Origin of the sequence: Nostoc sp. UHCC 0870 (assembly GCF_022063185.1) — a bacterium.
Taxonomy (GTDB): domain Bacteria; phylum Cyanobacteriota; class Cyanobacteriia; order Cyanobacteriales; family Nostocaceae; genus Trichormus.
Genome location: NZ_CP091913.1, coordinates 5,723,227 through 5,737,735 on the forward strand (window position 1 = coordinate 5,723,227; position 14,509 = coordinate 5,737,735).

At 37.0% G+C, this 14,509-nt stretch carries 10 protein-coding genes; 5 read left to right on the forward strand and 5 right to left on the reverse strand.

Translation table 11 applies throughout. The annotated features are described in order from the left end of the window. Nucleotides 1-122: 122 nt before the first annotated feature. Entirely contained in the window at nt 123-1,322 is a 1,200-nt protein-coding gene (locus L6494_RS24290) for an argininosuccinate synthase (protein ID WP_237990287.1), read from the forward strand. Between the two features lie 178 nt (nt 1,323-1,500). Here L6494_RS24290 and L6494_RS24295 read toward each other — a convergent pair whose 3' ends face one another. Beyond that, nucleotides 1,501-2,118, reverse strand: coding sequence for a DedA family protein (locus L6494_RS24295; RefSeq protein WP_237990288.1), 618 nt, complete (start codon nt 2,116-2,118; stop codon nt 1,501-1,503). A 458-nt stretch (nt 2,119-2,576) separates the two neighbouring features. On the opposite strand from L6494_RS24295, the gene L6494_RS24300 reads away from it, so the two are divergent. From L6494_RS24300 to L6494_RS24315, 4 genes are all read left to right on the forward strand, one after another. Beyond that, nucleotides 2,577-2,930 (forward strand): STAS domain-containing protein, encoded by a 354-nt coding sequence (locus L6494_RS24300; protein WP_237990289.1) that lies wholly within the window; start codon nt 2,577-2,579, stop codon nt 2,928-2,930. Between the two features lie 540 nt (nt 2,931-3,470). Further along, nucleotides 3,471-3,782: an RNA recognition motif domain-containing protein gene (locus L6494_RS24305; protein ID WP_237990290.1), complete on the forward strand. Its 312-nt coding sequence runs from the start codon at nt 3,471-3,473 to the stop codon at nt 3,780-3,782. A gap of 225 nt (nt 3,783-4,007) precedes the next feature. Next, nucleotides 4,008-4,772: a hypothetical protein gene (locus tag L6494_RS24310; RefSeq protein ID WP_237990291.1), complete on the forward strand. Its 765-nt coding sequence runs from the start codon at nt 4,008-4,010 to the stop codon at nt 4,770-4,772. A 620-nt stretch (nt 4,773-5,392) separates the two neighbouring features. Beyond that, a complete protein-coding gene (locus L6494_RS24315; protein ID WP_237990292.1) occupies nt 5,393-6,196 on the forward strand; it encodes a hypothetical protein in 804 nt (267 codons plus the stop codon). On the opposite strand, the gene L6494_RS24320 is transcribed toward L6494_RS24315, so the two are convergent. The 4 genes from L6494_RS24320 to L6494_RS24335 all read right to left on the reverse strand — a co-directional run bounded on the left by L6494_RS24320 (nt 6,177) and on the right by L6494_RS24335 (nt 14,431). Further along, nucleotides 6,177-11,840, reverse strand: a complete 5,664-nt coding sequence (locus tag L6494_RS24320; protein WP_237990293.1) for a trifunctional serine/threonine-protein kinase/ATP-binding protein/sensor histidine kinase — start codon at nt 11,838-11,840, stop codon at nt 6,177-6,179. The two genes, L6494_RS24315 and L6494_RS24320, sit on opposite strands and share 20 nt — an antisense overlap. A 349-nt stretch (nt 11,841-12,189) precedes the next feature. Further along, a complete protein-coding gene (locus L6494_RS24325; protein ID WP_237990294.1) occupies nt 12,190-13,077 on the reverse strand; it encodes a hypothetical protein in 888 nt (295 codons plus the stop codon). A gap of 46 nt (nt 13,078-13,123) precedes the next feature. Beyond that, nucleotides 13,124-13,633, reverse strand: coding sequence for a hypothetical protein (locus L6494_RS24330; RefSeq protein WP_237990295.1), 510 nt, complete (start codon nt 13,631-13,633; stop codon nt 13,124-13,126). A 150-nt stretch (nt 13,634-13,783) separates the two neighbouring features. Continuing rightward, the gene (locus L6494_RS24335; RefSeq protein ID WP_237990296.1) at nt 13,784-14,431 is read right to left on the reverse strand and encodes a class I SAM-dependent methyltransferase; all 648 of its coding nucleotides are present in this window, start codon (nt 14,429-14,431) and stop codon (nt 13,784-13,786) included. Between the last annotated feature and the right edge of the window lie 78 nt (nt 14,432-14,509).

Sequence of the window (14,509 nt, forward strand, 5' to 3'; positions counted from 1 at the left end):
CCCCTAAACCCTTAGACCCTTACATCACAAAAAGTTTGTTTGTTGCATTAAGAAATATAGATGGTGCAGTTAGATATAATAATGACTCATTAATTATGGTGTTTTCCTAAGTGGAGAAACAAATGGGTCGTGCCAAAAAGGTTGTTCTAGCATATTCTGGTGGAGTCGATACCTCCGTTTGCATTCCCTACCTCAAAAAAGAGTGGGGCGTAGAAGAGGTGATTACGTTAGCAGCAGATTTAGGTCAGGGAGATGAATTAGAACCAGTTCGAGAAAAAGCACTAAAATCGGGTGCAAGTGAATCCCTCGTGGCAGATGTGAAAGATAGCTTTATTAAAGACTATGCTTTTCCGGCAATTCAAGCTAACGCCCTCTATGAAAATCGCTATCCCCTAGGAACTGCCCTGGCTCGGCCGTTAATTGCTAAAATACTGGTCGAAGCTGCACAAAAATACGGTGCTGATGCGATCGCACACGGTTGCACTGGTAAAGGTAACGATCAGGTACGTTTTGATGTCTCCTGTGCTGCATTAAATCCCAACTTGAAGATTCTTGCACCGGCGCGGGAATGGGGGATGAGTCGAGAAGAAACCATCGCCTACGGTGAACAATTTGGGATTCCAGCCCCAGTGAAAAAGTCTTCTCCTTATAGTATTGATAAGAATTTACTTGGTCGTAGCGTTGAAGCTGGTGTGTTGGAAGATCCCCGATTTGAACCACCAGAAGAAATTTATGAAATGACTAAGGCGATCGCGGATACCCCCAATGAGCCAGAATATTTAGAGATTGGATTTACTCAAGGTCTTCCCACCACTCTCAATGGTGTAACTAAAAACCCTGTAGAGATGATTCAAGAACTGAATCAAGTAGTCGGAAATCATGGTGTCGGGCGCATTGACATGATTGAAAACCGCTTAGTGGGGATCAAATCACGAGAAATCTATGAATCCCCAGCGATGTTAGTGCTAATTCAAGCCCACAGAGATTTAGAAAGCCTCACCTTAACCGCAGATGTTAGCCATTACAAACGGGGAATTGAAGAAACCTATAGCCAAATGGTTTACAACGGTTTGTGGTACAGTCCACTCAAAGGTGCTTTAGATGCCTTTATTCAACAGACACAAGAACAAGTATCTGGAACTGTCCGCTTGAAACTTTTTAAAGGTAATGCAACGATAGTTGGACGGTGGAGTGATAATTCACTTTACACTCCTGATTTAGCCACCTACGGATCTGAAGACCAGTTTGACCACAAAGCAGCTGAAGGTTTCATTTACGTTTGGGGATTACCTACTCGTATTTGGGCGCAGAAAACTAGATAAAGAATAACGGCTAGTACCGCTACTCGGAAGTCAAAAGTCAAAATTGCTGTATTTTTTGAACGATTGCGAATGGTATCTTTGATTTTTGCCGCACTGTGCTAGGGGCTTAGAGATAGGGAGTAGAGAAGAAAGAATAGAGAAATATCATCTATTCCCCTACTCCCTATTCCCATACTCCCTACTCTCTAACTTGGCGAGATTCTAACCACAGAGGGATAAGAATCAAAGCTGCAAGTATGAGTAAAGCTAAAATTGCAAACTGACTAACCCAAGCTACCAATTGTTCAAGAGAAACAATCTTACCTGCAAAAAAGGCTAACGTCACCATTAAACTAGCCCAAGCACTTGCTCCTAAAATGTTGTATACCAAAAATGTTCGGAAAGGCATCTCAGCTATACCAGCTAGTGGTGCAGCAAAGATGCGTAATAGAGCAAAAAAGCGGCCAAAAAATACAGCTTTCGCTGCGTTTTGACTAAATTGCTCTTTAATACTCAACAAACGCACTTCACTAATCCGAAATATCTTACCGACTTGTAGTAAAAAAGACCAGCCGCCTAGTCTACCAATCCAGTAGCCGCAAATTCCACCAATGAAAGCACCACTCACGGCAATACCAAGAACTATCCAGTAATTCAATTCATTACTACCAGCTAGAAAGCCACCCACTAAGGTTACGGTTTCGCCGGGAAGAGGAATGCCCAAGTTTTCTAGCAATATTCCCAAAAAAATAGCCCAGTAACCGTAATGATGGGCAAACTCCTGGATGTTTTCTAGTGAAATCAACTCAAGAGACATCCCGCACCGCCGCCTTTACAATTTTTTACTTTATATACATCTTTGCTTGTTTATAGCTGGGGTGTCAATCAAGTGTATTACATCGATTGAATAGATTTAAATCTATATTCTTCATAGATAATTTACAATTGACAATCAAATATCAATCAGTTAATAGCACATCCACATAAAAACTGATATAAAGCAATAACCTTTTATAAAAAATTCATAAAAACCTCACGGAAGTGTAAAATTTCTGTAAAAGATACGATTGATACGGAAACCATTAGGCGTTTGTGCCTATATTGAGGAATGTTACAATAAATTATACGGAATAAATACTGAAGCGATCGCATTAACTGTAATGGTTGCAAAATACTAATTTTAGTAACTGTGGCAATGATTTTACAAGTAACAGATCATCAGTATGGATCTCCGTTTCCTGCTTTTTTAAGTGTTGCAACTATTTGGTTAAATTTATGACACTCACACAAGAATTGCAAGTGGTTTTGTTTAAGCCCCAGGGAAGCATAGACTTACAGGACGGTAAGGCTTTTAGTGAAAAGATAGCTGAAATTGCTCCTCAACCTCATCAACTCTGGGTAATTGATTTAGCAGCAGTAGACTTTATGGACAGTTCTGGGTTAGTTTCACTAGTTAAAGCAATCACGTCAGCAAGACAAAACAGTTGTCGTTTAGTTCTTTGCAACGTGCAAACTCCTGTACGGCTAATTTTAGAACTGACACAATTAGATTCAGTATTTGAGATTTTTGATACTTACGAAGATATTGTGAATGGGGTTAGTAACGATAAATTATCATTGGCAAGCTAAACAGCCTTTTATCATATAAGAAAAATATGGTAATTTTAAAAAAATTAGGTAAATATCTAAGATTTGCCTTCGCCAATTTCTAAATAGCCCTACAGACTAGTAATCTGGAAGGTAGTTGTCACAAATCGCGTAGCATCTCCAACAGTCACATCTCCTGTTAGAGATGCTACGCGTAGCTTTGTTACTGGAGTTTAGACTAAACCATGAATTTTGGTGAACAATCTCAATTCTCACCGCATTTATGTAAAGCTGCGATCGTTGGTATCTCAATACTGCTCGGTTAAGCTGAAAAAACTTAAAATTTGTAGGTTGGGTTGAAGAAAAAAACCCAACATTTCTACAGCTTTGTTGGAAAAATTTCCTGTCATGCACTGCCCTAAATGTTGAATTTGTCTATGCTACTTCGTCAAAGCCAAGATTTAATCGCTGTGCTATCCTTGTCAATATCAGAATTATTTTCGGTTGAGTAACTACTTTTCATGTCTAAAAAGCGTCTCTCCGAATTTAAGTCTCTACACTTGTTTAATTCGGAGACATTGTATGTCAATTTACATAGGTAACTTGTCCTATCAAGTTACAGAGGATGACCTGAAGCGTGCCTTTGCAGAGTATGGCAAGGTTAACCGCGTTCAGCTACCAACTGATCGTGAAACTGGTCGTCCTCGTGGTTTTGCCTTTGTAGAAATGGAAACAGAAGCTGAAGAAAGTGCGGCCATTGAAGCCCTTGACGGTGCTGAATGGATGGGGCGCGATCTTAAAGTTAACAAAGCTAAACCCCGTGAAGAAAGAAGTCCTTCCCGTGGTGGTGGTGGCGGTAGTTGGGGTAATAACAACCGTGGCGGTCGTCACTAGAAAAAATTTTTTCTAGAAAATTAACTTTAGAGTCTCCAGCAGAGAAAGCCAAAAGCCAGACCTGCTGGGTTATTTTTTTGTATCCACTCAAAAGGTAAGACTAAATAATTCCTGTACAAAAACTCTCGTAAATACATTATCAAAAATTTGGGTTGAAAACCCCGTCCTCTAGAACTACTTTATGTATTTTGTGCTAACATGACATCCATTTAGGTTTTCAAGAAAATGTTGCGTGTTTATCATCTGCTTATAGGTGTTTTTCTATTAGTTGCTATCCCAGTGGGAGCTAAATTTGTCTTACCCCAATTTTCCGGTAACAAAATAACAGCACCAACGCCAAGTGTTACACCTCCAAGCACTACACCAACAAAAACCAGCACTAAAGTAGAAAATATGTGGCAAAAACTTCTAGGTAACACTAGTGTTCCTGATGGTTGGGAAGTTGCACCTTGTCAGGACAATGCTACTTTGCTATGTGTTGCTAACGAAGGTGAACGTTTGGGTACAGTGGAAATTGGGGTTTATCCAGTTAACAATAATCCAGAATTCCAAAAGTATTTAACAGCATCTGGTATTCCTTTAGGTTCTAAAGCAGACTACCAAAATCCAGAATATCAAGTCAAAGTAATTCAATTTCTCCAAGCTTGGGTTGCAGACTTCTATACTAACCTGACGAAAAATCGTCAAGGTGTTTACGGTAATAAAGTTATTTTCTCCACCTATCCACCGCAACAAGTCACAATAGGTAAACTCCCTGGTATCCGCTATGGTTTTGTGGGAATTAAGTCAGAGAGTGGGGTAGAAGAGCAGCATATTGGCCATATTACCTACGATGGGGCAAAGTTGTATGTCATAACTACATCTTTTGCCCCAGGTGCAGGCGCGGGTAAGTTTGCCAAGCTGGAGAATTTGGCAGTCTTTCAACCATATTTATATGCGATCGCAGAAAATTTAAAATTACCTATGCAGAGTTCAGGCACAAAACCCTAGGAAAAACATATTATCAGCTAATTTATACTACTCTCTTTTGAGAGTTAGTTAATTTTTCTATGGCAATATTTTCACTATCATGAAGATATAGGGTTGGCGACTGTATTTATAATGATATTTTCTGGCTTTGAAAACTTTCTTTTATTGATGTAAAAATTGATCCTTCTCAATAAAAATATAATTTACACTCAGTAATTTAAATAAAATTGCTAAAAATATAATTTATTTGCTGATTTACGTATACTTTTTTGATGAGTATCTACATAAATTGCAATTTTTCTTCAATAAAATATATTGCAATATATTAAAAATGTGATGCTTTCATGACATACTCGATAATACACGTAATCATCAAAACCTAAATAATCACTACTTAAGTGAATTTACTTAAAAATACGTAAGCCTTGTTACTTAGAGCTATATGATTAATAATAAAAGTTGTCTTCTAATTTTTTAAGTATTTTTACAGTTAAAATTTTAATCAGTAAAGTTATTTAAAAAACGTTGTATTTTAAAATACATACACGGCTAAATGATTAAATAGCTCTACGGTTATGTTTTTAAGAAAATTAAAAAATAATTAAGTAGTAACTCTGATTCCCACATAGGAGAGAGCAAACATGAAAGAAGTTCTGGTATTAATCGAAGCTAAGAAGCAAGAATTTGCCCACACACCCTTTATTCAATTCTTACAAGATAAAACGATAGATCCCAGACAAAGACTAGCTTTTACACCTTGTTTTGCTCCCTTTGTCATGGGTTTTGGAGAGTTAAATAAGTATTACTGGCGAGAGGAAAACACTAATGATCCCATTCAAGCCATAATCAATCAACACACTTACGAAGATGATAGCCACTGGATATGGTTTTTAGAGGATATCCAAAAATTAGGTTTTGATCAACCTTTGAATTTTAGTGATAGCTTGAAATTTGTTTGGGGCGATGAAACCCAGCTTTCACGACAAACAATATATGAAATCTATCGTTACACTTATAGAGCTAATCCAATCCATAAGTTAGTGGTGATTGAGTCAATAGAGGCGATCGCATCTCTATTTTTTACAGCTACAACGCAAGTAGTTCAGGAATTTAAATCCAACTTTCTGGAAGATTATAAATATTTTGGCATGAATCATTTATCAGTAGAATCGAGCCATAGTAAGGATTGCAATCAAAACCAAGAGTATATTAATAACTTACATCTGTCACCAGAAAATTACGCCGAAATTGTTGATTTAGTTGATAAAGTATTTGACTTGTTTACAAATTTTTTCAATCAACTAATTGTTTTTACCAAACAAGACAGAAGTTTCAAAATACCGAATTATGGGAAGATTAAGGAATACAATAAGCATGAAAAGACTTACCTTAATAAGAGAACTTTTGATAAATCTTCACTGATTACTAAATCGGAAACTCGATAATAAACTCAGTTCCTTCTCCTAATGTGGAAATACAAGTTAAGTTGCCCTTGTGTTTTTCTACAATGACTTGATAACTAATAGACAAACCTAAACCTGTACCACTTCCTACAGGCTTGGTAGTAAAAAATGGATCAAATATTTTCTGCTGAACTGCTGCTGTCATCCCCAAACCGTTATCAGCAATACGCATCTGTAGCGTATTTGAATTAGATAATTGAGTGCGAATATGAATTGTTGGTCTAGTTAATTTTCCAGAATTTTGAACTATCGATTCTTCTAAAGCATCGATGGCATTATTCAGAATATTCATAAATACTTGATTTAGTTGACTAGCATAACAATTAACTAAGGGTATTTGTGAATATTCCCTAATTACTTGTATTTCTGGACGATGACTCTTTTTCGTGAGTCGATGCTGTAAAATCATCAAAGTATTTTCGATGCCTTCATGAATATCTACAGGTTTAATTTCTGATTCATCTAGGCGAGAAAAATTCCGTAAACCTAAAATAATATTACTGATCCGTGAACTTCCTGCCTTCATAGATGCGAGAATATCCAGAAAATCTTGGGATAAGAAATTAACATCTATCTCGGAGGCTTTCTGCTTCACTAAATTTGAGGGATGTGGATATTCGTGCTGGTAAGCAGCAATTAAATCCAGTAAATCTTGCACATACTTACTGGCATGATCAATATTGCCATGAATAAAATTAATGGGATTATTAATTTCATGAGCAATTCCCGCCACCATTTGCCCCAAAGAAGACATTTTTTCACTTTGTATTAGTTGGGTTTGGGTGCGTTGTAACTCCTGTAAGGTTTGCTGTAAAGCTTGATTTTTTTGCTGGAGTTCTTGAGTTCTCTCTGCAACTTTTTTCTCTAGGGTATGATTTTGTTCTTCTAAGTGTTGATTGGCTGTAGCTAAACTTTCGTAGAGGATGGCATTTTCTAGAGATATGGCAGCTTGGGTAGTCAGGAGTTTGAGAATTTGGATGCGATCGCTTGTAAACGCACCTGTGGTAAGATGATTCTCTAGGTAAAGAATACCTAGCAGTTTACCTTGATTAATAATTGGTATGCACAATAGGCTTTGGGGTTGCTTATGGATAATATAGCGATCGCTAGCTAAAAGAACCACAGTATTGGCATTATCAGTAACGAAGATTTCTTTTGTACGTTTGACATAGTTAATTAAAGTAATAGGAATATCGCTACTATGCTCTACAAGAATTGACGATAACTCAGTCAAAATAGGTATAGAAGTAGAACTGGTGCTGACTGCTGTGACAGTTAAATTAAAATTGTCACTATCATTCAAAATCAATGCAGATTTAGAAGCTCCTGCATTTTCCATCACAACTTGCATGAGAGTAGTCAGCAATTTTTCTAACTCAATTTCCCCAGATAGGGCTTGAGATGCTTTGATGATACTGGCTAAATCTAGAGAATGGGAAATACTGGTTTGTGAGCCTATTACTGTTTGCTGAATGTTTAAGCTTGATAGAGATTGATAGCTAGGAGAGGTAATTTGCTCAAACTGATGCAGAAGTAATTTTTCTTTCTGAAATATGGGAGCTAGTAATTGGGGATAGTGTTTTACTAAATCATCAACTTTGGTTTTTGCACCCCAACGACTATAGCAATAATAGGCATCAGTTAAGTAGCTTTGAGCTATTTTAGGTTTACCCCATTCTAAATAGAACTTAGCTGCTAATTCGTTAGCTAAAGCTTCTTCATGAATAAACTTATGTTCTTTAGCAAGCTTAATTGAACGTTCATAATAATCAATTGCTTCAATATATTTGCCAACAACACGATAACGTTCAGCTTCTACTAAATAATATTTATGTAAATAATTCATCGGGGCATGGTGCGCCCAATTACACAACTTTACTTGGTTATCTGCTACTTGTCTGAGCAAATTATCTTGATCAGGTTGTGTTTCTAAATATATTACTAAAGCTGTTAGAGAATCGTAAAAATAAAAAATTGGTACAGTAATAAATCCCGTACCACCGGCTAAATACTCCCTGCTTTTGATAGCATTATCTTGTGCTTCCTGGAAGTTGCCAAATAAGTAAGAAAGGATAAGCTTGTTTAAATATAAGTAGTGTATTCCCTGGATATCATTTGCTTCTATCAAATGCTTTAGGGATTGCTCTTCATTGTAAGCTTCACCTGAAGTTATACATATTTTTTCTCCTTTACCTAGCAAATTTAATATAGATTGAAGAAAAATTTGACAATAATTTAAGGTGGTTATTTGCTGAAAGTTTTCCAGTACGCAAGAGTAAGAATTTATTTCTTTTTCTATCTCTGTAATTACTTTACCTATAAAATAAGAATGTTGGCATATTTTCATAGCACAGTAACCAACAAACTCAACATTTCCAGTTTCTAATCCACTTTTATAGCCTTCTAATAATAGTGGTAATGTTTCTCTAATATGAGACTTTTGATGAAAAATAAATGCTCCTATAACAAAATAAGTCCTGGTTTTAATATCTTTGTTACCAAATCTTTCAACTAAAGCTAAAGCTAATTTACCGATTTCATTAGATGCTATTATATCTTGATTTATGTCGCTTAATAAAATACCGTAACAGGCATAAGAAAATGCTGATAAAGGTGAATTGCCATAATGAATTGATAAATTAATTTGCGACAAAATAACCAACGGAAATAGCCAAGTATCAGCAATAAAAGTTGGTGGAATCATGCTCGATGCGATACGCACAATTGCCATTTCATTAGCAGAAGTCATTAACGGCAGGTTGGTTAAATCATCAATAGTTTTACCTGCAAGTAGCACAGCAGTTTCTGCCAGTTTTTGCTGAATATCCGACTCATTGGGCTGTTTTGGGAAATACACGCCAAAGTGGTTTAATGCTTCCCGTGCGATCGCGATCGCCTCTAACAAGCGATTTTTTGAAGTATAAGCTTGAATTTTGATTTCATAAACTTTTACTTTCTCTAGCAGTGTTGTAGCTTGTAACAACACAACCTGAACTAATTGCTCCATCTGGTCAAAGTCACCAGCCAAGTAAGCTGCTTCTGCTGCTGTCTCGTGCAATGCTAGAGTTAGTTCATATTTTGTTTTCCAACTAGTATCTGAAAGTAGTTCAATTCCCGTCTTTAAATATTTAAATGCTGCTGCATAAGCTGTGGATGCTAAAGCTTTAAGTCCAGCAACTAAATTCATCTCAGCTAATTCATCACATTTAATCTGATCTGTGATTAGCTCCACGGCCATATTTAACTGATTGACTAGCTGAAAAATATTTTCTTTTCTTTCTGCAACAGGAATATTACTCAACAGTAGTTGCCCAATCTTTAAATGAATTTCTTTTCTTTTATCTTCAGGAATCAAAGAATAAGCAGCTTGTTGGACTCGATCATGAATAAATTTATACTTAGGTGGTTGTAAGTTTCTCCCTGGTGCTTTTGTGGCGACTTGTCCAATAGAAACGTCAGATAACTCATTACTATCTTGAAATAGTTTATAAAGCTCTGTTTGAGGTAATATTATCCCTTCATGTAATGCTTTCCATATATCAGATGCTGTATCTACTACAGATTTTTCGTGTACGATCGCTAGAGTCTTTAAATCAAATTCATTACCAATACAAGCTGCCAGTTTCAGTACATTTTGAGTCATTCGTGGCAATTTCTCGATTTGTAGTGCCATGAATTCTACAACATCATCTGTGAGAGCTAATTCCTTGATTTTGTCAAGATTGTACTGCCAATAACCCAAATCAAAATTAATTTTAATTATGCCCTCATGATATAAAAAATTCAGAAATTGGGTAGTAAAAAAAGGATTACCTTTGGTTTTAGCAAACACCATTTGGCTGAGAGGAACAGCAATTTCTTCTTGACAACCAAGGGTGTCAGCAATTAAAAGATTTAAATTGCTTTGATTTAAAGGAGCTATATCAATATGATTAATTATAGTTCCCGTTTTAGCGATTTCCTGTAATGTCAAACAAAGTGGATGTGTCTGAGTAACTTCATTACTACGATATGCACCAATCAGTAGCAAACCACCCTTAGTTTTATCACTATTCTCAGTTTCCTCTACTGTCCAGGGTTTGCCATCAAAGATGGGTGTCCATACATTCTCTGCAATTTCATGATTCAATTGATAAGAATTTTCTTGAACTGCATTAGTTTGACTCATTAAGAACTGAATAAATTTTAAAGAAGCTGTGTCAGCCCATTGCAAGTCATCTAGAAATATTACTAAGGGATGAGATTTAGCATTAAATATTTTCAGAAATCTTTGAAATAAGAGATTAAATCTATTTTGAATAGCAACACCAGAGAGTTCAGCAACCTTTGGCTGTTTACCAATAATCCTTTCTAGTTCAGGAATTACATCAATAATTACCTGAGCTTGTTCACCTAAAGCTGACAAAATCTTGGTTCGCCATTGCTGAATTTGCACATCATTTTCTAAAAGTATTTGCCCAATTAAATCACGAAAAGCTTGCACTAGTGCTGATAAGGGAATATCACGTTGAAATTGGTCAAATTTTCCTTTAATAAAATAACTCTGCTGTCGGATAATAGGTTTGTGAATTTCGTTAACTACAGCAGTTTTGCCAATACCAGAGAATCCCGCAACTAACATGATTTCTGTTGCTCCTCTGACTACACGCTCAAAAGTTGCCAGTAAGGTTGCAACTTCTTGTTGACGACCATAAAGTTTTTCAGGGATGAGAAAACGGTCGGAAATATCCTTAGTTCTCAACTCAAAGGGGGCAATCTTGCCAGTTTCTTGCCATTGCTTACAGCAAATTTCTAAATCATATTTGAGTCCATAGGCATTCTGATAGCGGTCTTCAGCATTTTTAGCCATCAGTTTCATGACAATATCGGCAACTACTTGCGGAATATCTTCGCTATTTTCTAAAAGTGGTGGCTGTTTAGCAATGTGACAGTAAACCAACTCCATTGGGTCATGAGAAGTGAAGGGTAAGTGTCCACTCAGAAGTTCAAAAAATGTCACACCCAAAGAATAGAAATCACTACGGTAGTCGATACCCCTATTCATCCTACCTGTTTGTTCAGGGGATATATAAGCTAGTGTCCCTTCTAAAACATTGGGATTTGTGAATTGTTGGATTTCTCTTGGTAGGAGAGTGGCAATACTAAAGTCAATCAGTTTCACTTCCAGAGTGCTGGGGTTGATGAGGATATTGGCTGGTTTGATGTCTTTATGGATGATGCGATCGCAATGTAATTTTTCTAATATAGATACTATGGCGATCGCAATGGGGAAAAATTCTCTGAGAGTTAAACTATATTCTTCTGTACCTTTATTCTGCTGAACCCAGTCTTGGAGTGAAATACCACCAAAGTCTTCCATGACTAGGGCATAGCCGTTACGATAGTTTTCTAAACTAAGAGGTTTAATTATCCCTTCAATCTCTAAATTTTTAGTAATTGTGTACTGATTACGGAATTGAGCAATTTCGTTGAAGCTAGGATACTCATTCCGCATCACTTTGATCACGACCGATTTTTGGTCTTGTTCTCTAACACCCCGATAAACCAGGGTTTTGCCACCACAATAAATTTGTTCTGTTATGCGATATCCAGAAATAGGAAAGAATGTATCGGATAATACTAGCATTAGGGTGGTGTTTATACTTCATAATTTATTGCTTTACTTTATTATTCCCTCTAATTTACTTCTTTCTCCATATTTCTTTAACAAAATAGGGAGTATTTTTTCTAAAAAATCATACTTAATATTGTTGTCAGCAGTTTTACTTCATTGATTTTGAAATCACTTGCTAGGTTAAGTATTAATACTAGTACCGCTACGCGGAAGTCAAAAGTTCTATATCTTAAGGCTTTGAACGATTAAGAATGGTCTGTTTATTACTCATTACTCATTACTCATTACTCATTACTCATTAAATTTGCTTACTAATAGGTAATAGCCCGGAAAGCCTGGAGTTGAGCTATTACCTATTAACTTAAATTTCTGCTACAGCCCTTTCAATTAAACGACGTGCTAGAGTTTGTGTACCAGTATGTTCGTAGTAATTAGTTGCTACATCTAAAAATGCTGCTAAGTAATCTAACTTATCATCGGCAAGTTGAACAAAACTTTGCAAGTTACCGACAACTTTTTGAGGGGTTAAATTATTGGCAGATACAATACCATTCATCCAACCTTTAACTGAGTCAAAGCTTTCGCCAATAAAATTGAGCTTGCTACCGGCATTATTACCAGGAATCAGATCCTTGATGCCTTGGAAAGTAGAATTTTGATCCAACTCCTGGGGACTGGTTTGGTTCAATCCAGATAAAGCTTTATTGATGAAGTCTGGCCCCAAAGGTATCAAACCATCAACACAAACTAAAGCCACCATGCGAATTAGGGACTCACCACTGTACTCTCCTAAAGAAGCTACAAAATCGCCAATACTATCGCCTGGGATGCCGTTAATTTGGCAGAAAGCAACTACTTCAGCCACTAATTTCAGGGATAAATCGATAGTTTGGGCTTTGTCTGGTTTGGGAGTAATTGAGTTTAAAAACCCCAAAAGTGGAATTTTTTCACCAACTTTGTTAGCTAAAGCGGCTGCACCTAAAGCTTTATCTGTAGCATCAACAGTTTGATAAAGCCACAAAGCTTTTTGATATCCTTGGGAGCGATCATTGTAAAGATAAATCGCCCGTTCACCAATTTGCTGAATTAAATCTTCGTCGGTTTCACCAGTGACGGTTTTAATAGTATTGACAAAGCCAACTGTATTTTGCCACTCACCAGGAGCAACAAAATCTAAAGCATTTAACATCGAAATAGTCAAGCCGCTTGTTGGTAGTTCATCAACCAACTCAAAAATTGGTTTGCTCACAAAAATCTCCTGATTTAGTTGTTATGTCTAATTAAACGGGTGTAGACTATTTGAGTTTGGCGAGTTCGTCAAGATTAAATTTTTCTAGCCAATCGGCGCGATCGCTAGCGGTAAATGAAGGCGAACGAGACAATACTTTTACCTGATATTTACCGACTAAAACCGCAGTTTGGGTATTACCTACCAATACCGCCGGATAACCACCAATTTCTTTGCTGCTATTCGAGAATTTAGCGGCTGCACCCGGTGTGCTTGTGGTGTCAGAAATAGATAACATCGCTAAGTCTTTACCGTCTTTTTTCAATTTGGCTTCAGCAAAGCCTTTTTTCTCTTGGGTAAATACACGCTGATAATCATCGTCTTCGCCGGGGAAAAATTTGTTTAATTTACTTCCCTGAGTTGCCTTTTTAGCAACCGCTTGCCCGGTTTTTTGTTTGCTACTTTCTTGTTGTACCTGATCAAAGCGGCTTGGTGCTTGGGCTGTACAAGCTGTAGTCAGTAAGACAACTGACAGCAACACAATAGCTAAAACCCTACGTCCACGGGGAAAAATCATCTCTAGGTTCTCCATATACTTGAGCTTTGAGGCAATTATCTGCGCTGCTTTGAGTTTCCACCCAGAAACTTTACTTTTTGATAACTATTGTAGAGATGCGATGAAAACAATTCGTAATTCGTAATTCGTAATTCGTAATCTAAGAATGGATTATTTCTCTCGGTAAGCGATCGCAGCATAAAACGGATCTCCCCCAGTTACCCCTAACCACTGCAAGAAATTAGGTGCTGTAGATTGACGCACAATGATTTCTGGGGTAGTGAATCCGGGTACGCAAGCAAAGTAGCCTTTGACTAGTTTTACTCGCCCTAGTTCGGAAGCATCCCGCCAAGCTTGAATCGCCTTTTGAAAGAACATCCGATTAGAAAAGCTAAAAATTGCCACACCACCAGGTTTCAGGATGCGGTGAATTTCGGCAAAGATGGCTTCTGGATATTGTAAGTATTGTACAGAAACGCAATTAATTACAGCATCAAAATCTTGATCTGGTAGGGGTATAGCCGGATTGTCGTTAAGATTCTGGACAAAGTAGTGATTTAACCGAGGATTCCGTGCTAATTCTTCGGCGTTGAGTCCGTGTCCCTCAACATGGGTAAATTGCATCTCATCTGGTAAATGAGACACCCAACTGCTCATCATATCTAGGATGCGGGTGTTGGGTTTAAGTCTTTCTCTATATAAATCTGTTAGCTGTTGGATAAAACCTTCATCGACATGGGTGACAAAGCGGGGATAGGCATAAAACAGCTTATCGTTTGTATCGTCTAATTTGAGGCGTTGATCTGGTTTTAGCAACATAGTCCGTCTTTAGAAAAATTTTTAACTAAATTTGTGCAAGTTCCAGTATTCTTTTGAACAAGCTCTCTTTAACATATT

Excerpts from the sequence above, each read along its gene's own strand:
- L6494_RS24310 (WP_237990291.1), top strand. The coding sequence starts at position 4,008 with ATGTTGCGTGTTTATCATCTGCTTATAGGTGTTTTTCTATTAGTTGCT.
- L6494_RS24315 (WP_237990292.1), top strand. The coding sequence starts at position 5,393 with ATGAAAGAAGTTCTGGTATTAATCGAAGCTAAGAAGCAAGAATTTGCC.
- L6494_RS24290 (WP_237990287.1), top strand. The coding sequence starts at position 123 with ATGGGTCGTGCCAAAAAGGTTGTTCTAGCATATTCTGGTGGAGTCGAT.
- L6494_RS24335 (WP_237990296.1), bottom strand. The coding sequence starts at position 14,431 with ATGTTGCTAAAACCAGATCAACGCCTCAAATTAGACGATACAAACGAT.
- L6494_RS24300 (WP_237990289.1), top strand. The coding sequence starts at position 2,577 with ATGACACTCACACAAGAATTGCAAGTGGTTTTGTTTAAGCCCCAGGGA.
- L6494_RS24330 (WP_237990295.1), bottom strand. The coding sequence starts at position 13,633 with ATGATTTTTCCCCGTGGACGTAGGGTTTTAGCTATTGTGTTGCTGTCA.
- L6494_RS24320 (WP_237990293.1), bottom strand. The coding sequence starts at position 11,840 with ATGCTAGTATTATCCGATACATTCTTTCCTATTTCTGGATATCGCATA.
- L6494_RS24305 (WP_237990290.1), top strand. The coding sequence starts at position 3,471 with ATGTCAATTTACATAGGTAACTTGTCCTATCAAGTTACAGAGGATGAC.
- L6494_RS24295 (WP_237990288.1), bottom strand. The coding sequence starts at position 2,118 with ATGTCTCTTGAGTTGATTTCACTAGAAAACATCCAGGAGTTTGCCCAT.